14 protein-coding genes, 1 tRNA gene and 1 other RNA gene are annotated in these 21,378 nt (G+C 71.2%); 10 read left to right on the top strand and 6 right to left on the bottom strand.

From position 1 onward, the window contains the following. Both TR42_RS04605 and ffs read right to left on the bottom strand, forming a co-directional pair. Positions 1-1,187 (bottom strand): DNA polymerase III subunit gamma and tau (locus tag TR42_RS04605; RefSeq protein ID WP_042213416.1); only part of this gene is annotated, 1,187 nt, incomplete at its 3' end. Between the two features lie 64 nt (positions 1,188-1,251). After that, positions 1,252-1,348, bottom strand: an RNA gene (ffs, locus tag TR42_RS14545) — signal recognition particle sRNA small type. A gap of 63 nt (positions 1,349-1,411) precedes the next feature. Between ffs and TR42_RS04600 the strand changes: the two genes are divergently transcribed. Next, positions 1,412-1,499, top strand: a tRNA-Ser gene (locus TR42_RS04600). A gap of 31 nt (positions 1,500-1,530) precedes the next feature. Beyond that, positions 1,531-2,238, top strand: coding sequence for a LytR C-terminal domain-containing protein (locus TR42_RS04595; RefSeq protein ID WP_161786618.1), 708 nt, complete (start codon positions 1,531-1,533; stop codon positions 2,236-2,238). Positions 2,239-2,389: 151 nt separating this feature from the next. On the opposite strand, the gene arfA is transcribed toward TR42_RS04595, so the two are convergent. From arfA to TR42_RS04580, 3 genes are all read right to left on the bottom strand, one after another. After that, positions 2,390-3,892 carry an arabinosylfuranosidase ArfA gene (arfA, locus tag TR42_RS04590; RefSeq protein ID WP_042213415.1) on the bottom strand — a complete coding sequence of 501 codons (1,503 nt, stop codon included), beginning with the start codon at positions 3,890-3,892 and terminating at the stop codon, positions 2,390-2,392. An 80-nt stretch (positions 3,893-3,972) separates the two neighbouring features. Then, positions 3,973-5,022, bottom strand: coding sequence for an arabinan endo-1,5-alpha-L-arabinosidase (locus TR42_RS04585; RefSeq protein WP_042213509.1), 1,050 nt, complete (start codon positions 5,020-5,022; stop codon positions 3,973-3,975). Beyond that, complete coding sequence (locus TR42_RS04580; RefSeq protein ID WP_201770772.1) at positions 5,019-6,299, bottom strand: glycoside hydrolase family 27 protein; 1,281 nt, start codon at positions 6,297-6,299, stop codon at positions 5,019-5,021. Before TR42_RS04580 ends, TR42_RS04585 begins: the two co-directional genes overlap by 4 nt. Positions 6,300-7,161: 862 nt before the next feature. On the opposite strand from TR42_RS04580, the gene TR42_RS14740 reads away from it, so the two are divergent. The 5 genes from TR42_RS14740 (at position 7,162) to TR42_RS14135 (ending at position 13,466) form a co-directional block, all read left to right on the top strand. Next, on the top strand, positions 7,162-8,436 hold the full coding sequence (locus TR42_RS14740; RefSeq protein WP_052405587.1) for an extracellular solute-binding protein: 1,275 nt from the start codon (positions 7,162-7,164) through the stop codon (positions 8,434-8,436). Positions 8,437-8,506: 70 nt separating this feature from the next. Next, positions 8,507-9,466 carry a carbohydrate ABC transporter permease gene (locus TR42_RS04570; protein ID WP_052405586.1) on the top strand — a complete coding sequence of 320 codons (960 nt, stop codon included), beginning with the start codon at positions 8,507-8,509 and terminating at the stop codon, positions 9,464-9,466. Further along, complete coding sequence (locus TR42_RS04565) at positions 9,463-10,308, top strand: carbohydrate ABC transporter permease (RefSeq protein ID WP_042213411.1); 846 nt, start codon at positions 9,463-9,465, stop codon at positions 10,306-10,308. Before TR42_RS04570 ends, TR42_RS04565 begins: the two co-directional genes overlap by 4 nt. A 3-nt stretch (positions 10,309-10,311) precedes the next feature. Continuing rightward, the gene (locus tag TR42_RS04560) at positions 10,312-11,406 is read left to right on the top strand and encodes a cellulase family glycosylhydrolase (RefSeq protein WP_042213409.1); all 1,095 of its coding nucleotides are present in this window, start codon (positions 10,312-10,314) and stop codon (positions 11,404-11,406) included. Further along, positions 11,403-13,466 (top strand): alpha-L-arabinofuranosidase family protein, encoded by a 2,064-nt coding sequence (locus TR42_RS14135; RefSeq protein WP_052405585.1) that lies wholly within the window; start codon positions 11,403-11,405, stop codon positions 13,464-13,466. Before TR42_RS04560 ends, TR42_RS14135 begins: the two co-directional genes overlap by 4 nt. A gap of 29 nt (positions 13,467-13,495) precedes the next feature. Here TR42_RS14135 and TR42_RS04550 read toward each other — a convergent pair whose 3' ends face one another. Beyond that, on the bottom strand, positions 13,496-14,530 hold the full coding sequence (locus TR42_RS04550) for a LacI family DNA-binding transcriptional regulator (protein WP_052405584.1): 1,035 nt from the start codon (positions 14,528-14,530) through the stop codon (positions 13,496-13,498). 428 nt (positions 14,531-14,958) lie between these two features. Between TR42_RS04550 and yicI the strand changes: the two genes are divergently transcribed. The 3 genes from yicI to TR42_RS04535 are packed head-to-tail and all read left to right on the top strand — an operon-like array spanning position 14,959 to position 21,343. After that, entirely contained in the window at positions 14,959-17,247 is a 2,289-nt protein-coding gene (gene yicI / locus TR42_RS04545) for an alpha-xylosidase (RefSeq protein ID WP_042213406.1), read from the top strand. Next, on the top strand, positions 17,244-19,391 hold the full coding sequence (locus tag TR42_RS04540) for a glycoside hydrolase family 36 protein (RefSeq protein ID WP_042213404.1): 2,148 nt from the start codon (positions 17,244-17,246) through the stop codon (positions 19,389-19,391). The genes yicI and TR42_RS04540 overlap by 4 nt, the downstream gene beginning before the upstream one ends. Then, positions 19,388-21,343 carry a glycoside hydrolase family 127 protein gene (locus TR42_RS04535; RefSeq protein WP_042213402.1) on the top strand — a complete coding sequence of 652 codons (1,956 nt, stop codon included), beginning with the start codon at positions 19,388-19,390 and terminating at the stop codon, positions 21,341-21,343. The genes TR42_RS04540 and TR42_RS04535 overlap by 4 nt, the downstream gene beginning before the upstream one ends. The last annotated feature ends 35 nt before the right edge of the window (positions 21,344-21,378 follow it).

Raw genomic sequence — 21,378 nt, 5'->3', positions numbered from 1 at the left:
GCGGCTGCCGGCGCAGCGGGAGCCGGAGCGCTCGGCGGCGGCGAGGCGGGCGCGGCGGCGGACGGGGCAGGAGCGCTCGGCGCGGGGGCCTCGGAGGCGAGCAGCCGCGCGCACAGCAGCTCGAGGTGGAGCCGCGGCGAGGTGGCGCCCACCATGTGCGTGAGCGCGTCGTTCACCAGGTCGGCTGCGGCGGAACCGCGCGCCAGCCCCAGCCGGCGCGCCTGGCCGGACATGCGCTCGAGCTGGTCGTCGGGCATCGAGCCGAGCGCGCGGGCGCCCGCCTCGCCTGCCGCGCAGAGCACCAGCAGGTCGCGCAGCCGCTCGAGCAGGTCCTCGACGAAGCGCCGGGGCTCGTGGCCGGTGGACATCACCCGCTCGACCACGTCGAACAGGGAACCGCCGTCGCCCGCCGCGAGGGCGTCGACGGCGTCGTCGAGCATCGTCGCGTCGGTGAAGCCGAGCAGCGCGATCGCACGGTCGTAGGTCACGCCCGAGTCGTCGGAGCCCGCCATGAGCTGGTCCAGCACCGACAGGCTGTCACGCACCGAGCCGCCGCCGGCCCTCACCACGAGCGGCAGCACGCCCGACGCGACCTCGACGTCCTCGGCCTCGCACAGGGACTCCATGTACTCCGTCAGCACGGGCGGCGGGACCAGGCGGAACGGGTAGTGGTGCGTGCGCGAGCGGATGGTGCCGATGACCTTCTCAGGCTCCGTGGTCGCGAAGATGAAGCGGATGTGCGGCGGCGGCTCCTCGACCAGCTTGAGCAGCGCGTTGAAGCCCTGCGGCGTCACCATGTGCGCCTCGTCGAGGATGAAGATCTTGTAGCGGTCGCGCGCGGGGGCGAAGGCCGCCCGCTCGCGCAGCTCGCGCGCATCGTCCACGCCGTTGTGCGAGGCCGCGTCGATCTCGACCACGTCGACGGAGCCGGCGCCGCCCCGGGCGAGCTCGATGCACGACGGGCACGTGCCGCACGGGGTGTCCGTGGGGCCCTCGGCGCAGTTGAGGCAGCGCGCGAGGATGCGCGCGGAGGTGGTCTTGCCGCAGCCGCGCGGACCCGAGAAAAGGTAGGCGTGGTTGACGCGGTCCGCGCGCAGCGCTTGCATCAGGGGGACGGTCACGTGCTCCTGGCCCACGACGTCCGCGAAGGTGTCGGGACGGTAGCGGCGGTACAGGGCGGTGGTCACGGGTACGACTCTAGTGCGAGGGTCCGACGCCGCGGAAAAGGCCCTCCACAGCAGCGTGAGGGCATGAAAGGACCCCCCACGCACCCGACAGAGCCCGCTTACCCTTGCTTCGTTCCCGACCTGGGGGAGTTGGGCGAGGTATCGCCACGTGGGGGGTCGCGGACAAGTCTAACGGCTCGGCGGGTGAGGAAGTGCCCGCGGGATCGGGTATAGTTTCCGGGCCTGGAGGATTCGCCTAGTGGCCTATGGCGCACGCTTGGAAAGCGTGTTGGGTGCAAGCCCTCAGGGGTTCGAATCCCCTATCCTCCGCCAGTAGTCCTCGATCAGCGACGGGATGGTGCCTGTGACCGAGCGATCGAACGGACGTCCCGACGCCCGCCGCGCGCAGGTCCGCCGTCACCGGCGCGAGCGCCAGATCATCGTCTTCGGCGTGCTGATCATCGTCCTCGCCTTCACGTCGCTGTACTTCGCGGGCGTCTACAAGGGGGATGTCGAGGGGCCGTTCTCGCAGCCCTTCGTCACGCCCGAGGGAGCGTTCGAGAGCGACATCACGCTCGTGTGCCCGCCGCCGGACACCTCGCCGATGGCGCACAAGAACGTCGGCGTCCGGATCCTCAACGGCACGGAGGTCCAGGGCCTCGCGGGCAGCGTCTCGTCCGTCCTGGAGGAGCGCAACTACCTCGTGGTGAGCACCACCAACTGGGGCCGCACCTACGGCGACAGCGTGCGCATCTACTTCGGCGAGGACGGCGTGCGCCAGGCCTACACGGTCGCGCGCAACTTCGACGCCGAGGTCGACCTGGTGCTCGACAACCGCGAGGGCACCCTCGTGGACATCGTCCTGGGCGAGGAGTACGCGGCCAGCGGCTCGATGCGCTCCGAGCTCGACCCGGAGCTCGACAACGACTCGTTCCTCGCGGCCAACGCGGAGTGCCTCCCGGTGAGCGTGGTCGAGCCGGAGCCCGCGCCGCGCACGCTGCCGGTCAACCCGCTCGACGCCGACGAGTCCGACGCCTCCGCATCGCCCGAGCCGTCCGCCAGCCAGAGCTGAGCCCGGCGCCCACGGCGCACCCTCACCCCGCGAGGGGACGATGCGCCGCGTCCGCGTCCGCGTCCACGCCCGCGCGCGGACGATGCCCCTGCGGGTGAACGACGAAGCGGCGGGCGACCGCTCGGGCCGCCCGCCGCTTCTCAGCCGCTGATCAGCTCTCGAGCGTGCCGTGGAACGCGGTCCACGACTCGGGAGCGAGGCGCAGGGTGATGGTGCCGTCCTCGTGCGTCGCCGGCAGGGCGTCGACCATGCCGTAGGACTCGGCGGCGTCCTTGCCCTCGCGCGGACCCTCGTGGTCGGCGAGCACCGCGGAGCCGCCGTCGATGCGCGCGGTCGCGCCGGGGTGACGCAGCGTCACCACCTGCTCCTCGGAGGTGCGGTTGGTGACGAAGAGCGCCAGGGCGCCGGTCTCCGGGTCCACCGTCGCGGCGGCGGTGACGGTCGGCACGTCGCCGTGCTTCGCGGTCGCCATGGTCGCGGCATCGACCTTGACCTGCAGCGCATCGCCCTGCGCGAGGCGCGCGGCCGTCGCGAAGGGGTGGAACGTGGTCTGCCTCCACGCGGGACCGTCGGGCTCGGTCATGATCGGCGCGATGACGTTGACCAGCTGCGCGAGGCAGCCGACCGCGACGCGGTCGCTGTGCGACAGGAGGCTGATGATGAGGTCGCCCACCACCACGGCGTCGAGGGCCGAGTACACGTCCTCGATGATGCGGGGCGCGTCGCGCTGCACCGGAAGGTTGGTCTCGCCCTCGAAGCGCGAGAACAGGTACCAGACGTTCCACTCGTCGAAGCTGATCGAGATCCGCTTGTCCGAGCGCTTCTGGGCGCCGATCGCGTCCGCGGAGGCCACGACGCGCTCGATGAAGGTCGACATCGCGGTGCCGGAGGCGAGGAACGAGCCGCGGTCGCCGTCCATCTCCTCGTAGTACGCGTGCATCGAGATGTGGTCCACCACGTCGTAGCAGTACGAGAGCACGGTGCGCTCCCACTCGCCGAACGTGTCCATCATCATCGAGCTCGAGCCGCACGCGACCAGCTCGATCGACGGGTCCACCTGACGCATCGCGCGGCCGGTGGCGGCCGCGAGCTTGCCGTACTCGTGGGCGTCCTTGTGGCCGATCTGCCACGGGCCGTCCATCTCGTTGCCCAGGCACCACAGCTTCACCCCGTAGGGCTCGACGCGCCCGTTGGCGATGCGCATGTCGGCCCACTTGGTGCCGGCCTCGCCGTTGCAGTACTCGAGCAGGCCGATGGCGGCGTCGATGCCGCGCGTGCCGAGGTTGACGGCCATCATCGGCTCGATCCCCTCGCGCTCGCAGTACTGCAGGAACTCGTCGGTGCCCACGAGGTTGGGCTCGACGGTGCGCCACGCGAGGTCGAGGAACGGCTTGCGGTCCTCGACCGGGCCGACGGCGTCCTCCCACGTGTAGTTGGACACGAAGTTGCCGCCCGGGTAGCGCAGCATCGTGACGCCGAGCTCCTTGGTGAGGTCCGCCACGTCGCGGCGGAAGCCGTGCTCGTCGGCGGTCTCGTGACCGGGCTCGTAGACGCCGGTGTAGACGCAGCGGCCCAGGTGCTCGACGAACGAGCCGAACACGCGGCGGTCGACGGGCGCGACCCGGAAGTCCGGGTGCAGGGTGATGGTGGTCATGCGCTCTCTCTCCGTTGAGGTGGGGGGGACGATGCGGGTGCCGCCCGGGAGCGCCGGGCGCCACCCGCATCGGTCGGGCGTCAGTCGGCGAGCTCGTCCGCGGTGCGGGCGATGGGCCAGCCGTCCTCGGTCCAGTCGAGCTCGCGGATCGCGAGCTGGAACTGCCCCGCGAGGTCCTCGTCGTAGTAGTGGTACGCGAGGTAGCCGCTGTCGTAGGACTCGCCGCCCGGGCCGATCATCGTGCCGTCGGTCGACAGGATCTCGTCGCCGCCGTCGTAGCCCATGGTGTTGCCCCACGAGTCGACGTACGGGCCCGTGATCTCGGTCGCGCGGCCGGCGGCGATCGAGTAGGTCGAGTCGACGCCCGCGCAGCACGTGTCGCGGGACACGAACAGGTAGTAGTACCCGTCGATGTGCTCGATCGACGCGCCCTCGATGGCGTTGGTCCCGCCCGCGGTGCGGGAGGCGATGGTCGTCGGCTCCGCGCCGTCGACGGGCTTGCCCGAGGGCCACTCCAGCTCGATGAGCTGGATGCCGCCCCAGTACGACCCGAACGCCATCCAGGGGGTGCCGTCGGCGTCCTCGACGATCGACGGGTCGATCGCGTTGTAGTTGTCGGTCGCGGGGTCGGAGCTCACCACGAGCCCCTCGTCCGTCCACCCGTAGTCCGGGTCGTCGGGGTCGAGGGTCGGCGACGTCATGAGGCCGATGGCCGAGAGGTTCGAGCCGAAGGTCGAGGCCGAGTAGTAGAGGTACCAGGTGCCGTCGTGCTCGAACACGTCGGGCGCCCAGATGTGCTCGATGCCGGGGATCATCTCGTAGACCCACATCGGGCGCGACTGGGCGTCCCACACGCCTCCGACGTACTCCCACTCGAGGCCGTCCGTCGAGCGGCGGATCGAGGGCGAGCCCGCCGCCTTCGCGATGTCGCCGGTGGAGAACACGTACCAATCGTGCTCCTCGGTGCCGACGACCAGCGCCGGGTCATGGGTGTCGAGGTCGCCGGAGAGCTCGAGTGCCTTCGCGCCCGGCTCGTCCGAGGCCCACGGGCTCCAGATCACGAGCCCGGCGCCGAGGGCCGCGACGGCTCCCGCCGCGACCGCGCCGATGATGACGGGACGCTTGCTCATGCGGCGTCCAGCGCGACCCACGCGACGCCGTGCGCGGGCACGGTCGCGGTGAGCAGGGCGTCGGCGATCGCGGTGGTCTGGCCCGGCCAGAGGTCCGCCGCGGTGACCTCGGCGTGGCCGATGCCGAGGATCGAGGACAGCGCGACGCTCGCCTCGTGAGGCTCCTCGCCGGTCCAGAAGATCGCGGCGTAGGCGCGGTCGGACGATGCGGAGCGGGCGGACCACACGATGAGCTCGCCGCCCTCGAGGGGCTCGCGGAGCAGCTCGCGCCCGTCGACCGAGCCCTGGAGGACCTCCGTGACCGCGGGGGTAGCGAGGAGCTCGAGCGTCTCCTCGGTGCTGGTGGGCAGGTCGCCGCCGACCATGAGAGGCGAGCGGGCCATGCACCACAGCGACAGCATCGCGCGCTGCTCGTCCAGCGTGAGGCGGCAGTGGCGGGGCTCGCCGCGCTCGGCGCGGATGCCGATGCGCCCGAGGGGGAGCATGTCGGCGTCGGCCCAGCCGCCGGCCTGCTGGAAGGGCGCCCAGCGGGCGAGACGCGCGAACTGCGCGTGGAGGTCCTCCCAGCGGTCCCACAGGTCGTCGGAGATGCGCCACATCTGGGCGTTCTCACGCAGGTGGTCGATGTGCGCGGTGGACAGCCCGGTGCCCGGGGACAGGGACAGCGAGATGTCGCGTCCCGAGCGCTGGATGGCGAGCTGGTAGGCGGCGATCTCGCGCTCGTAGTACGGCGCCTGCATGTCGTCGGCCTTGATGAAGTCGACGCCCCACGCGGCGAACTGCGCGACCTGCGCGTCGTAGTACGCCTGCGCGCCCGGGTGGTCGTGGTCGAGGCCGTAGTTGTCGGGGTTCCACTGGCACACGTGGTCGAGGTCGGCCACGTCCTTGGCGGTGTACTCCGTGCCGAGGACGGGAAGGTCCTGCTCGACCGCGTGGCGCGGGATGCCGCGCATGATGTGGAGGCCGAACTTCAGCCCCAGCTCGTGGACCTGGGCCGCGAGCGGGCCGAAGCCGGCGCCGTCGGCGGCCGAGGGGAAGCGGTTGGGCGACGGCATCTGCCGGCCGAACCCGTCGAGGGTGAGCGGCGCGTCGGCGTTGTAGCCGTGCGAGCGCGCGGTCGGGTCGTACCACGCGATGTCCACCACCACCGTGTCCCAGCCGTGCGGCAGCAGCCGCTCGGCCATGACCTTGGCGTTGGCCAGCACCTCGTCCTCGGTCACCGTGGTGCCGAAGCTGTCCCAGCTGTTCCATCCCATCGGGGGGGTCGCTGCTCGCATGTCTCTTCCTTTCATGCAACGTTGCAAGATTCCTGGCATCGCTCGCCCCCGGATCGGGGGCCTTGCGCGGGTCGCGGAGCGTGCTCCGGAACCAGTCTGCCTCATGCGCGCGCGCGGCGATGACGCGTCATCGCACGGGGGGTGGAGAGAGCGCTCTCGCACCTCTCCCGGGTGGACGTGCGATGCGGCCGCGGGCGGTGACCGCAGGTCCACGACGCGCCGGCTCGAGTCCGCACGGGCGGCGGGCGGCCGCCTCCTCAGCGCGGCGCGCGGATGCCGAGGCGAGCTCCGGCCGGAGGACACGATGGTGCGTGGGCGGCCCCGGTGGAGCCGCCGCAGGCCGGCCCGGTGCGTGCGAGAGCCGCGCCAGGCGCGACGTTCTGCATGGACATTTACCAGGGATGATGCTAGGTCTCGCGTGCGCACGCCGCCCGTCGTCCTGCGGAGCGCCGCCCGGGTCTCGTCGTCGAGGCGCGGGCGCCGCGAGCTCCGCGACCGAGGGCCGGGGCGAGGCGGAGCCGTGTCCGGTGCGCGCGTCGCGGGGTCGCCGGTCGTCGCGCAAGGCCGCTTCCGGCGGCGGACGGCTCGCGCGCGAGGCATCGTCCGGGGGGTCGCGGCGGGCGCCGGGACGTGTCCGCGGAGAGGTCGGGGTGCCCGGCTCGACGCGACTGTCGGCATTGCCGCTTTGCGTGCATGCAATGCCGTGCGGGTGCCGCGACGGCGGTCCCGCCGTAACCGAGTTGTGACCTTTCAAATCTCCGGTTTTCCTTTGACAACGTTGCAAGAGGCTGGAATATTGCGAATCACGTGGAAAGCACGGGCCGGCGAGAGCCGGCGCCGCTCAATGGAGAGAAGGCATTCAATGAAGAAGACCATGTACGGCACCATCGCCATGGGAGCCGCCACGGCGCTCCTCGTCGCGGGCTGCTCCAGCGGGGACAGCGACAGCTCGGCGAGCGGATCCGACGGATCGAGCGGGGGCGGCACCGAGCTGCTGCTCTGGCACGGCTACACCGAGGCGGACGGGAAGGTGCTCGAGAAGATCGTCAACGCCTTCAACGACCAGTCCGACATGTGCACGGTGAAGCAGGAGCCGATCGCCTGGTCGTCCATCACCGAGAAGCTCGTCACCAGCCTCGGCGCCGGCAACGGCCCGAACCTCGTGGTCCAGGGCGTCGACACCGGCGAGGGCTACAAGAACCAGGGCGCGTTCCTGTCGATGGACGCGTACTACTCGTCGGGCGAGTACGAGAGCGCCGACCTCATGTACTCGCAGGCGAAGGACCAGGTCACCTGGGACGGCGAGGCCTACGGCGTCCCGATGGGCACCACCCCGTTCGCGCTCTGGTACAACACCGAGCTGTGGGAGGCCGCCGGCCTCACCGACGCCGACTACCCGACCACCATCGACGAGCTCATCGAGGTCGCCAAGAAGCTGACCATCGACGAGAACGGCGACGGCGAGCCCGAGCAGTACGGCTTCGCGATGCCCGACCAGGACATGGGCGTGTTCTCGACGCTGCTCCACTCGGGCGGCGGCGACTACATCACGGACGGCGTCCCCGCCTTCGACTCCGCGGAGAACGTCGCGACGATGGAGAAGTGGCAGGAGGCCTTCGTCGACGGCATGATCAGCCCGACCGGCATGGACAGCACCGCCGCCATGGAGCTTTTCGGCTCCGGCCGCGCCGCGATGATCTTCAACGGTCCGTGGGAGATCACCTCCGCCGAGAGCTTCGGCGTCGACATCGGCGGCTTCGGCTGGCCGAGCGACTGGGTCGCCGGCGTCTACAACTACTGGTACGCGACCAGCATGAACGACACCGACGAGGAGATGACCTGCTCGCTCGAGTTCTCGGACTTCTGGAACAGCTACGACCAGCAGATCATCTGGACGGAGTCGTACTACCCGCCGAACCGCACCGACATCGACATCGCTGAGATCGACGACCCGCTGGTCTCGATGCTCTCCGAGATGGCGCCGACGTCGTACTACTACGCGACGGGCATCGACACCAACATCAGCGACATCCAGTCGGAGTCCAACGCGGCGCAGCAGCAGATCCTTGCGGGCGGCGACGTGCAGGAGCTCCTCACCACGGCCCAGACCAAGATCGCGGGCTACCTGGACAACTGACGGATCGCGCGCCTGGGTGCCCCTGTCCGCAGGGGCGCCCAGGCCCGCCCCGTCGTGATGGGAGCACATCGTGACGACCAACCCTGTCCTTGAGCCGGCCGCGATCGAGTCCGCGGGCAAGTCCCGCGGCGGCCGCTGGAAGCATCGGTACAACTTCCAGCGCCACGCGAACCGCACGGGCTGGCTCTTCGCCGCCCCGGGCCTCTCGATCCTGCTGGCCTTCGTCTTCTTCCCCGCGGGCTACGCCTTCTGGATCTCGCTGACCGACTCCAGCGGGCTCAACAAGCCGAGCTTCGTCGGCCTCGACAACTACGTCCAGGCCTTCACCGACGCCGACTCGCAGAACGCGATCGTCAACACCGTGGTGTACGCGATCGGCTACACCCCGCTGGTCATCGGCGTCGCGCTGTTCCTCGCGATCTTCCTCAACCGCAAGGACCTGTTCCTCCGCGGCGCGCAGCGCACCACGATCTTCATGCCGTTCATCATCTCGATGGCGGTCGCGGCGCTCGCGTGGAGCTTCATCATCAACCCGAACACGGGTCTGATGCCCTACTGGTTCTCCAAGATCGGCATCAATCTCCCCGACCTTCTCAACGACGAGACGTGGGCGATGCCGACGGTGATCTTCGTGGCCGTCTGGAAGAACTTCGGCTACTTCATGGTCATCTTCATCGCGGGCCTCCAGGGCATCCCGCCGGACCAGTACGAGGCGGCCGCGCTCGACGGCGCCAGCAAGTGGCAGCAGTTCAAGGCCGTCACGCTTCCGGGCCTGCGACCCACGATGACCTACGTCATCATCATCGCGATCAACACGGCCTTCCAGACCTTCGATCAGATCTACATCATGACGGGCGGCGGGCCTCTGAGGTCCACGGAGACCATCGTGTACCGGGTCTACACCGAGGGCTTCACCAACTTCCGTCAGGGCTACGCCTCCGCACTGTCCTTCGTGCTCATGGCGATCACGCTCACGATCGGTCTGATCCAGCTCTCGATCAGCCGCAAGCAGGAGAGGGATCTCGCATGAACAAGCCAATCCCGTTCTGGCGGCGCCCCGGCACGATCGGTGCGAACCTGCTCGTCATCGCGGCGTCGCTGCTCGCGATCTTCCCGCTCGTCGTCGTCATCGTCACGGCGTTCACGCCTCAGAACGAGACGATCGCCTACCCGCCGGAGCTCATCCCGAGCACCTTCACGCTCGACAACTTCGCGGGCGTGTTCGAGAGGATCCCCGTCGGCGCTCAGCTGTGGAACACCATCATGATGTCGGTGGGCGTGACGTTCTTCTCGCTCATCCTCAACTCGATGGTCGCCTACGCGCTGGCCTTCATCCCCTTCAAGGGCCGCGGGCTGCTGTTCGGCCTCCTCATCGCGACGATGATGATCCCGTTCCAGTCGCTTCTGATCCCGCTGTACAAGATGCTGACGGAGTTCGGCTGGATCGGCACCATGACCGGTCTGATCGTCCCGCGCGCCGCGGACGTGGCGGGAATCTTCCTGCTGCGGCAGTTCTTCATCATGATCCCGAAGGAGCTCCGCGCCGCCGCCATGATCGACGGCGCCTCGGAGTGGAAGATCTACTGGCGGGTCATGATGCCGAACGCGACGGCCGGCCTGCTCACGCTGGGCATCTTCAACTTCGTGGGCAACTGGAACGACATGCTGTGGCCGATGGTGATGACCAACAGCGCGGAGGACCGCACATTGACGGCGGGCCTCGCGATCCTCAACGGCACGGCGCAGGGGCTCATCCCCTACGGCGTCACCATGGCCGGATCGCTCATCTCGGTGCTGCCCCTGGTGATCATGTTCGCGATCGTCCAGAAGCGGTTCATCGAGGGCGTGGCCACCGCGGGTCTGAAGGGATAGCACGTGCGACCTCGATGGACTCCCGACGAGGCGCGCCGCTGGTACGAGGACAGGCCCTGGATCTCGGGATTCAACTTCATCCCGAGCGGGGCCATCGACGGCCCGCTGTGGCTGCTGCAGTCCCACGACCATGAGGCGGCGTACAGGGACGCGGCGCGCGAGATCGCGCTCGCCGCGTCCCTGGGCCTCACCAGCATCCGCTTCTACCTCCCGTTCGAGGTGTGGCGCTACGAGAGGGACGCGTTCTTCGCTCACCTCGACCAGCTCCTCGACCTGCTGGAGGTGCACGGCATGACGATGATGCCGGTCATCTTCAACGACTGCTCGGTGCCCAAGGAGCGCTGGCGCGAGGCCCCGCTCGGCCCGCAGCCCGAGCCCGTCCCGGGGCACTTCGGCGGCTCCGCCGAGGGTGCGTTCACCGACGACGTCCAGACCGGCAGCACCGTCGGCTACGTCATCACCGACGAGCCCGACCTCGAGCCGCTGTTCGAGGAGTACGTCACGTCGCTCGCGCGGCGCTACGGCGAGGACGATCGCGTCCTCCTGTGGAACGTGTGGAACGAGGTGGGCAACTCCTCGCGCGGCGACCTGTCGGTGCCCATGATGGAGAAGACGTTCGAGTGGCTCCGCGCCGCCGACGTCGAGCAGCCGCTCACCGCCGAGGTGTGGGGCGGGGGCGCCACCTCGCCGTTCTCGTGGATGAACGATCCCGTCACCATCCCGGGGCCCGAGCTCCGCGCGGTCGAGCTCTCCGACGTGGTGTCCTTCCACTACTACGGCGACTACCTCCACGCGCGTCAGCTCATCGCGACGCTCCGGCAGTTCGACCGGCCGCTGTTCAACACCGAGTGGATGCATCGTCCGTACGGCAGCACCATCGCGACGCATCTGCCGCTGTGGAAGCGCGAGGAGATCGGCAGCTACTTCTTCGGCTTCGTCAACGGCAAGTGCCAGCTCCACGAGGCGTGGGACTTCATCAAGGGGATCGAGGCCGTCGACACGCGGCTGTGGATGCACGACATCTTCCACGACGACTTCACCCCGTACGACGCCGAGGAGATCGCCGTGCTCAAGGAGCTCAACGGGGTGGCACGATGACCGAGCTGCGACTCGGGCTCGAACGCCCCGGCGCGCCGGTGCGCGCCGAGCTGTTCAGCCAGTTCTTCGAGCACATGAGCTACGCGACCATCGGCGGGCTCAGCGCCGAGCTCGTGGTCAACCCCACCTTCGTCCAGCAGCACCACCTTCAGCGGTGGCAGATCGACGAGCTGCTCGCGAACGGCGCGTGGACCGAGGCCGTCTGGAGGGGCGAGGAGCCCGCCGGCCGGTGGATGTCCGCGCCCATCGCGAGCGGGGTCTCGACGCAGCTGTTCCACGACGAGGCCGCCCACGGGGTCCCGCTCGCGTGGAGCGCGATCGGCACGGTCGCGCCGTGCGTCGGCCGCGTGGGCGACGGCGTGCGGATCCGCGCGGGCGGGCTGCGGCAGGTGATCTTCGTGCCCACGCACCGGACGTCGCGCCTCGAGATCGCCGTGTGGGCGAGGACGGTCAACGATGCGGGCCCTCTGCGGCTCGAGCTGCGCCGCCGCTGGAGCTCCAAGGCGGGGGTCGCGGGCGAGCTGCTCGCCGAGGCCGCCGTCGAGATCATGGACGACCGCTGGGCCGAGCACGTCGCGACGCTCGACATCGCCGCGGCGGTGGCGCCCACGGAGCCCGTCGAGCTCGCGCTGCTCTTCGACGGCGACGGGCTCACGCTCGACCGGATCAGCGTGCTTCCCTCGGATCACGCCGACGGCCTCGATCCCGAGGTGGTGGCGATCGCGCAGGGGGCCCGGATCCCGGAGCTGCGGTGGCCAGGCGGCAACGCTGTCTCGTACTACCACTGGCGCGACGGCGTCGGGCCGCAGTCGCTGCGTCCCTCGCGCCCCAACTACGCATGGGGCGGGATCGAGACCCATCACATCGGCACCGACGAGTACGTCGCGTTCTGCCGCACCATCGGCGCCCGGCCGCACATCACGGTCAACATGGGCACCGGGACGGCGGAGGAGGCCGCGGCCTGGGTCGAGTACTGCAACGGCTCGGCGGAGACGCCGATGGGTCGCCTCCGGGCGGCGCACGGTCACCCGGAGCCGTACGGGGTCGACCGGTGGGAGATCGGCAACGAGACCTACGGGTCGTGGCAGGGAGGCTTCGTCGGGCCCGAGGAGAACGGCCGGCGGTTCGCGCTGTTCGCCGAGGCGATGCGGGCGGCCAGCCCCATCCCGCTGATGCTGCATGCGGCCGGCAACTGGTTCGACCTCGCCCCGCCCCGCGACGGGCTGGTGGACGTGTCGAACGACGGACGGTGGCATGGAGAGCTGCTCCGTCAAGGGGTCGAGCACCTCGACGTGGTCTCGATCCATGGCATCCCCATCAACGACCGCTTCTTCGAGGGCGTCGAGCCCGACGCGATCCATCAGGCGCTCATGGCGTGGTGCGAGACCGCGCTCGAGTCGCAGCTGCCCGAGCTGCTCGCGGAGCTCGATGCGGGCACGCCTCCCGGCCGGGAGGCGATCCGCCTGAGCGTCACCGAGTGGGGTCCCATCGGCGCGAGCCCCGGCGCGGCATCCATCGAGAACGTCGACGGCGCGGTCTGGGCCGTCGCCTTCCTCGGCGGCCTCACGGGCTTCGGCGACCGGATCGAGATGGCCAGCCCCAACGGCTTCCTCCACGGCGGCGCCATCAAGAAGGGCGGGGGCGTGGTCTACCCGGACCCCGTCTTCTCGATGGTCGCGCGCATGCGTGCGCTCGCGGGCGCCCGGCCGCTGCCGGTCGAGGCGAGCGGGCCGACGTTCCGCATCGACGCCCCGGCGGATCTGGGCCGGGTGGAGGAGAGCGTGCCGTACCTGCGCGCGACGGCGCTGCTCATGCCGTCGGGCGACGTGTCGTTGCTGGTCGCGAGCTACCGGGCGCAGGGCGAGGACGTGGTCGAGGTGCCCGGCGGATTCACCGTCCGCAGCGCCGAGCTCTTCGCCTCCGCGCCCGGCCTGCGCGCGACGCCGGCCGTGACCGAGCCCGCACGCTGGGAGGTGCTCGCGGTCGAGGAGGGCGCGCCGCTGCGGTTCACCCTGCCGGCCCGGGCCGCGGCATGGCTCGAGCTCGCGGTCGAGGGCTGAGGCCGCTCGCGCCGTCCGCCGGCCCCCGCCTACGCGGCGGGCTCGGCGGGCGGAGTGGGGTCGGCGGGCGGAGCGGACGAGCCGCGCACCATGAGCTCGGCCTCGACCACCGCGGCCTCGGCGTCGCCGGACCGGCTGCCGTCGATGCGTCCCAGGAGCATGTCGAGGCCCGCTTCGACGATGCGTCGGCGTCCGGGCGACACCGTGCTGAGCGGCGGGGACGTGTGCTGGCTCAGGCCGATGTCGTCGAAGCCCACCACCGCGATGTCCTCGGGCACCCTCAGGCCGTGGGCCTGGACGGCGTGGAGCACTCCCATCGCCATGAAGTCGTTGAACGCGAAGACGGCGTCGACCGGGGTGCCGGCCTCGAGGGTCCTCTCCATCACGCGGTAGCCCTCCTCGGGGGTCCACTCCTCCGCGGAGAGCATGAGCCGCGGGCTCACGTCGATCCCGGCCGCGGCGTGGGCCTCGAGGTAGCCGGCGAGGCGCAGCCTCCCGGTGGCCCCGGCCTCGGACGTCCCGGTGGGGGGCAGCCCGACGGCTGCGATCCGCGTCCGGCCGCCGTCGAGCAGATGCGCCGTCGCGAGCCGTGCGCCGCCGACATCGTCCATCGCGACGCGGTCGACGGCCTCGCCGTAGCCGAAGCTGTGCGAGGTGAGCGCGACCACGGGAGCCGAGAGCCGCGTGAGATCGAGGTGGCCCGACAGGTGGGTCGGGTCCACGAAGATGCCGTCGGTGATCATCGCGAGCTGCGCGAAGACGTCCTCGGGCGCGCGCGAGTCGTGCTCGTCCGTCGGCTCGATGAGGACCGCGTAACCCCGGGCGCGCGCCGCGGCGAGCAGGTCGTCGGCGAGCTCCGCGAAGTACGGCTGCGACAGCCGGGGCAGCACCAGCGCGAGCGTATGCGTGGAGCCGACGCGCAGGTTCCGCGCGATGAGGTTCGGCCGGTAGCCGAGCACCGCGATGGCGTCCTTGACCGCACGGCGTGTGGCGTCCTTGACGTACGGCTGGTCGTTGACCACGTTCGACACGGTGCGCACGGACACGCCTGCGAACTGCGCCACGTCGCGCAACGTCGCGGGGCGTCGCTGTTCCGGCATGGTTCCCCTCTCACCGTCGCCGGCTTCATCGCGGCGGCGACCGTCTCGCTGCCGAGTCTAGTGCGCGCGGGAGAGGGCGATCGACCCTCCGACACGGTGGGCTTTGCATCGTTATCCGATGGCGGATACTGTGCAGCGCAAGGGGTCGTCGAGGACCTCTCCAGACGTCGCACGCGGACGGCGATGCTTTGTCCCGCTTGCGTGAATTGCGGCGTAGGAGGGTCCGGACTGGTTCCCGAGGCCCGCGCGCGCCGGACCCGTCACGCGCGCACCCCACAACTTCACACACCGACCGTCCGGACCACCTTCTTGCAACGTTGCAGGAAGAATCCGGACCGGCGGCGCCGCCTCCCGCAGCGCGCCGCCACCCAGCGAGGAAGGCGCAAGCACCCATGAAGTTCACCGAGGGTTACTGGCGGGTCCGCGACGGCTTCACGGCCCTGCACCCGCGCGAGATCCACGAGGCGCGCGTCCGCGAGGACGGTCGCTCCCTCGTGGTGCATGCGCCGAGCATGCGCGTCGAGCACCGTGGCCTCACGCTCTCGAACCCTGAGTTCACCTTCACGGTCCGCGCGCCGATGGACGACGTGATCGCCGTGACGGTCGAGCACTTCACCGGCGCGCGTCGTCGCGGCCCCGACTTCGAGGTGAGCGAGCCGGGCGCGACCCGCGTCTCGGTCGACGCCGCCGGCGACGCGCCGCTGCTGCGCTCCGGCGGTCTCGAGATGGTCTTCGACCGCGCCAGCGCGGAGTTCGCCTTCCGCACCGCCGACGGCCGCGAGCTCACGCGCTCGGGCTTCAAGGCGGTCGGGCGGCTCACCGGCCCGGACGGCGCCGCGTACATGCACCAGCAGCTCTCGCTCGGGATCGGCGAGACCGTCTACGGGCTGGGGGAGCGCTTCGGCCCCGTCGCCAAGAACGGCCAGGCGGTCGACATGTGGAACGACGATTCGGGTACCTCGTCCGACCGCTCCTACAAGAACGTGCCGTTCTGGTGGACCAACGAGGGCTACGGGGTCTTCGTGGCCCACCCCGAGGACGTCTCGTTCGAGGTGGGCTCGGAGAAGGTCGGGCGGATGCAGTTCTCCACCCGGGGCGAGCGGCTCACCTACTACGTCATCCTCGGCCCCACGCCCAAGGAGGTGCTCACCCGCTACACCGCGCTCACCGGGCGTCCGCCGCGCGTGCCCGCATGGTCCTACGGCCTGTGGCTCACCACGAGCTTCCTCACCGACTACGACGAGGAGACCGTCGCGGGCTTCATCGACGGCATGGCGGAGCGCGACATCCCCCTGTCGGTCTTCCACTACGACTGCTTCTGGATGCGCGAGTTCCAGTGGTGCGACTTCGAGTGGGACACGCGCCACTTCCCGCACCCCGAGGCCCGGCTCAGCGACCACCACGCCGACGGCGTCAAGGTCTGCGTGTGGATCAACCCGTACATCGGCGCGCGGTCACCGCTGTTCGCCGAGGGGATGGAGAACGGCTACCTCCTGCGCCTGCCCGACGGCGGCGTCTACCAGACCGACTTCTGGCAGTCCGGCATGGGGCTCGTCGACTTCACCAACCCTGAGGCCCGCGCCTGGTACACCGCCTACCTCGAGCGGCTGCTCGACCAGGGCGTCGACTGCTTCAAGACCGACTTCGGCGAGTCCGTGCCCACCGACGTGGTCTACCACGACGGCTCCGACCCCATGCGGATGCACAACTACTACACGTACCTCTACAACCGCACGGTGTTCGAGCTGCTCGAGCGCAAGCGCGGCCACGGCGAGGCCGTGCTCTTCGCGCGCTCGGCGACCGCCGGCGGCCAGAGCTTCCCCGCGCACTGGGGCGGCGACTGCGAGTCGACGTACGACGCGATGGCGGAGACGCTGCGCGGCGGCCTCTCCCTCGCGAGCTCCGGCTTCGGCTACTGGGCGCACGACATCGGCGGCTTCGAGGGCACGCCGGACCCCGACCTCTACAAGCGGTGGGTGGCCTTCGGGCTCCTGTCGAGCCACTCGCGGCTCCACGGATCCTCGTCGGTGCGGGTGCCGTGGGCCTTCGACGAGGAGGCGGTCGAGGTGCTGCGCGACTTCACGCGCCTCAAGCTCAGCCTGCTGCCCACGCTCGCGACCGTGGCCGAGGACACCGTGGCGCGCGGCGTGCCGATGATGCGGCACCCGGTCCTCGAGTTCCCGGACGACCCGGGCGTGCTCCACCTCGACCGTCAGTACATGCTCGGCCCCGACCTCATGATCGCTCCGGTGCTGCGCGCGGACGGCCGTGTCGACTACTACCTGCCCGAGGGTCGGTGGAGGAACCTGCTCACCGGCGACGAGGTCGACGGCGGCCGCTGGGTCCGCGAGCACCACACGCCGCGCACGCTTCCCCTGATGGTGCGCGAGGGCGCGGTGCTCGCGCTCCAGGACGGACGCACGGACACCGAGGGATCGCTGCTCGAGGGCCTGCGCCTGCTGGTGCACCCGACCGCGGAGCCGTGCACCCGCACCGTCACGCTGCGCTCCGGCTTCGGAGAGGACGCGCAGGAGGTCGACGTCACCGTCGAGATCGGGCCCGACGAGGTACGGGCGACCGCGACCGACCTGCCCGCCGGGTGGGTGCTCGAGGTCGCCGGCGTCCGCGCGGACGCGGTCGACGGCTGCGCCGCGGTGAACCTCGCCGGGCGCGGGCGATGAGCGCACCCGACCTCGCGTGGGGGCATCCGTCCGCACCGCTGGTGATCCGGCTGACGGACGATGCGCCGGCGCGGGTCGCGCTCTCGGACCCCGCGGGCATCGCCCACGGTCCCGGCGCCGAGCAGGCGCTGGTCGAGGTCGCGCTGCGCGGGCACGGACGCTCGTTCTCGAGCGCGCGGCTGCGCCGCTCCGTGGTCGGCGAGCGTCTCCGCCCCGTGTCGCACACCGTCGACGACCGCTCCGCCGTGGTGGTCCAGCGCGATCCGGTCACGGGGCTCGTGGCCGAGACACGCATCGTCCTCGCCGGCGAGGCGGCCGCGTACCGCTTCGTCACGACGCTGAGGTGCGACGGCGACGCGCCCGTGGTGGTCGACGCGGTCGCCACCGCGGCGCTGGGCGGGCTCACGGGCGCGGTCGGCGAGACGCGCGAGGCGCGCCTGTGGACCGCGCGCCACGAGAGCTACGCGGAGAACCGCTGGTCGAGCGAGCCGCTCGCCGAGGGTCTGCCCTGGATCAACCCCGGGATCCACCGCCAGCCCGCGCGCGGCGTGGTCGAGCGCACGGGGACCTCGACCTGGTCGACCGGCGCGTACCAGCCGGGCGGGGTCATCGAGGGTCCGCGCGGTGCGGTCGCGTGGGAGATCGAGGTGAGCGGGCCCTGGCGCTGGGAGGTCGCGTCGCTGAGCGACCCCGCCGACTGGCTGTCGCTCGCGCTCATGGGGCCCAGCGACGAGCACCATGCGTGGAACGTCACGCTCGCGCCGGGCGAGGAGCTCACCACCGTGCCCGCCACGGTGGCGGTCTCGCCCGCCGGCTTCGAGGGCGCGGTCGCGGCGCTCACGCAGGCCCGCCGCGCCGCGCATCGGCCGCAGCCCGCGGGGGCGCGCGACGCTCTGATCTACAACGACTACATGAACACGCTCATGGGCGACCCGACCGAGGAGAAGCTGCTGCCGCTCATCGCGGGCGCCGCCGCGGCGGGGGCTGACATCTTCTGCATCGACGCCGGCTGGTACGACGACGGCCACGACTGGTGGCCCAGCGTGGGCGAGTGGCTGCCGTCGACCCGGCGGTTCCCGACGCTCGGGCTCGGCGGGGTGCTCCAGCGGATCCGCGACGCGGGCATGCGGCCCGGGCTGTGGGTCGAGCCGGAGGTGGTGGGCGTGCGCTCGCCGCTCGCGGACACGCTCCCCGAGGAGGCGTTCATGCGCCGCGGCGGAAGGCGCATCGTCGCTCATGACCGCTACTTCCTCGACCTGCGCTCGGAGGCGGCGCGCGCGCACCTCGACCGGGTGTTCGCGCGGCTGATCGAGGAGCTGGGCGCCGAGTACGTGAAGTGGGACTACAACGTCACCCCCGGGATCGGTCCCGGCGACGAGGCGCCCGGCGCGGCGCTCCTCGACCACTCGCGCAGCCTCCTCTCGTGGTTCGACGCGCTGCGCGACCGGTACCCGCATGCGGTGATCGAGGCCTGCGCCTCCGGCGCGAACCGCCAGGACTCCGCGATCCTGCGCCGCTTCGACCTCCACTCGACCTCGGACCAGCAGGACCCGCTCCTGTACCCGCCCATCGCGGCGGGCGCGCTCATGGCGATGCCGCCCGAGCAGGCGGGCAACTGGGCCTACCCGCACGCGGGGATGTCGGTCGAGGAGGCCGTGCTCACGCTCGTCACCGGGCTGTCGGGGCGCATGTACCTCGCGGGTCATCTCGACCGGCTCCCCGAGCCGCTCATGGCCGCGGTGCGCGAGGCCTGTGCGACGTACCGCGAGGTCATCGCGCACCAGCAGGTCTCCGTCCCCTTCTGGCCGCTCGGTCTGCCTCGATGGGAGGACGGCGTCGTGTGCGCGGGCACCCGCGCCTCGGCGGAGCGCGGGCAGGCGCTGGTGTGCGTGTGGAACCGCGACGGCGCCGAGAGCCTCGAGGTGCCGCTCGACGGACCGGTCGACTCCGTGGAGCAGCTGTTCCCGGACCCGGACGGCGAGGTCGACGTCGAGCCTTGGACGCTGTCCTGGGACGCCGAGGCGGGGACGCTCGGCATCGGCGCCCCGGCCGGGACGCCGTCGGCCCGCGTGCTGCGCGTCACCTACGCGGACGCCGCGAGCACCCGCTCCTCCGCCTCCACCTCCGAAGGAGCGCCCGCATGACCACGGCCACCCCGTCGCCCGCCTCCCGTGCGCACGCGCTCGCGAGCGGTCCGGTCCGCCCCACCGACCGCGCGCTCGCGGCCCAGCACCCGGTGCCGGCCGGGCGTGCCCGCCTCGCCTCCACCGACGAGCTCGGGGCCTGGCAGGAGCGGTGCGCCTCGGTCACCGTGCCGCACGTGCTCGAGCAGCTCGAGGCCAGCGGCGTGCTGCCCAACCTGCGCCGGGTCGCCGACGGCGAGACGCAGCCGTACGTGGGGATGCCGTTCGCGGACTCCGACCTGTACAAGGCGCTCGAGGCGCTCGCGTGGGAGGCGGCGCGCACCGGCGACGATGCGCACGCGGGCTTCGTCGACGCCGCGGTCGATCTGCTCGAACGCGCGCAGGATCCCGACGGCTACCTCGACTCGTGGATCCAGGTGGACCGCCCCGAGCAGCGCTGGCAGGACCTCGCGTGGCATCACGAGCTCTACTGCGCGGGCCACCTCATCCAGGCGGCTGTCGCCTGGTCGCGCGCCACCGGCGAGCAGCGCCTCATGGGCGTCGCGCGCCGCCTGGCCGACCACATCGACGAGCGCTTCGGGCCGGGCCGCCTCGAGGGGATCCCGGGGCATCCGCTCATCGAGACGGCGCTGGTCGAGCTGTTCCGGGAGACAGGCGAGCGCCGCTACCTCGAGCTGGCCGCGACCCTCGTGGAGCGGCGCGGCCGGGTCGACATGCCCATCCAGCACTTCTCCCCGATCTACTACCAGCACCACGTGCCCGTTCGGGAGGCGACCGCCGCCGCGGGCCACGTGGTACGTCAGCTCTACCTCACCACCGGTGCCCTCGACGTCGCGGTGGAGACCGGCGACCTCGACCTCCTCGTCGCCGTCGAGGCGGTCTGGCGCGACGCGATCGAGCGCAAGACGTACGTCACGGGAGGTCAGGGCTCGCGGCATCGGGACGAGTCCTTCGGGGACCCGTACGAGCTCCCGTCCGACCGCGCGTACGCGGAGACCTGCGCGGCGATCGCGAGCTTCATGCTCTCGTACCGCCTGCTGCTCGTCACGGGTCGCGCGGAGTTCGCCGTCGAGATGGAGCGGGTGCTCCGCAACGGCATCCTCTCGGGGGTGTCGCTCGACGGCCTGCAGTTCTTCTACTCGAACCCGCTGCAGGTCCGCCGCGGCCACATCGGCGGCGAGGAGACGGCGATGTCGGAGCGGCTGTCCTGGTACGCGTGCGCGTGCTGTCCGCCCAACCTCATCCGCTTCGCGGCCTCGCTCGGCTCGTACGTCGCGACCGAGGACGCCGAGGGCCTCACCCTCCAGATGCCTGTCGCGGGGGAGTTCGAGGCCTCCGGCGACGCCTGGCGGCTGGAGGTGGCCGTCGAGACCGACGCGCCGTACGGCGGCCTCGTGGCGGCGCGGGTCACCGCGGCGACGGGACGCGCGCGGCTCCGGCTGCGCGTCCCGATCGGGGCCGAGGGGCTCGCGGCGGCGATCGACGGCGAGCCGATCGACGTCGACACCGAGGACGGCTACGTCACCGTGACGCGGCGATGGGCGGTAGGCGAGGTGCTCGAGATCCGCTCCGAGGCGCCGGTGCGCGCGCTGCGCCCCCATCCGCGCATCGACGCCGTCCGCGGCTCGCTCGCGATCATGCGCGGCCCGTTGGTCTACTGCATCGAGTCCGCCTCGTGGGACCGTGACGCGTCGATCGACGAGATCAGGGTCGAGGCGGACGCGATCCGTGCGGCGGTCGAGGTGCCGCTGCCCGAGCTCGGCACGGTCGGGCTGCGTTTCGACGCCCGCGTGATCGCCGACGCCGATGCGCTCGACCTCTACGTGGAGGACGAGCCGGCCGGTGGCGGCGAGGGCGGAGACGATGCGAGCGTGGTCGCGGTGCCCTACGCGCGCTGGGCCAACCGCGGTCCCGGCGAGATGCGCGTGTGGATCCCTGAGGCCCGGCGCTAGCCGCAACGAGGACGAGGCCCGTGGTCCGGTGAGCT

Origin of the sequence: Demequina mangrovi (assembly GCF_000759715.1) — a bacterium.
GTDB lineage: Bacteria > Actinomycetota > Actinomycetes > Actinomycetales > Demequinaceae > Demequina > Demequina mangrovi.
This window is presented reverse-complemented; position numbering and strand designations above follow the sequence as displayed.

Bases quoted from the DNA above. Each gene is read 5' to 3' on its own strand.
- arfA (WP_042213415.1), bottom strand. From the start codon at position 3,892: ATGACCACCATCACCCTGCACCCGGACTTCCGGGTCGCGCCCGTCGAC.
- TR42_RS04585 (WP_042213509.1), bottom strand. From the start codon at position 5,022: ATGAGCAAGCGTCCCGTCATCATCGGCGCGGTCGCGGCGGGAGCCGTC.
- TR42_RS04580 (WP_201770772.1), bottom strand. From the start codon at position 6,299: ATGCGAGCAGCGACCCCCCCGATGGGATGGAACAGCTGGGACAGCTTC.
- TR42_RS14740 (WP_052405587.1), top strand. From the start codon at position 7,162: ATGAAGAAGACCATGTACGGCACCATCGCCATGGGAGCCGCCACGGCG.
- TR42_RS04565 (WP_042213411.1), top strand. From the start codon at position 9,463: ATGAACAAGCCAATCCCGTTCTGGCGGCGCCCCGGCACGATCGGTGCG.
- TR42_RS14135 (WP_052405585.1), top strand. From the start codon at position 11,403: ATGACCGAGCTGCGACTCGGGCTCGAACGCCCCGGCGCGCCGGTGCGC.
- yicI (WP_042213406.1), top strand. From the start codon at position 14,959: ATGAAGTTCACCGAGGGTTACTGGCGGGTCCGCGACGGCTTCACGGCC.
- TR42_RS04540 (WP_042213404.1), top strand. From the start codon at position 17,244: ATGAGCGCACCCGACCTCGCGTGGGGGCATCCGTCCGCACCGCTGGTG.
- TR42_RS04535 (WP_042213402.1), top strand. From the start codon at position 19,388: ATGACCACGGCCACCCCGTCGCCCGCCTCCCGTGCGCACGCGCTCGCG.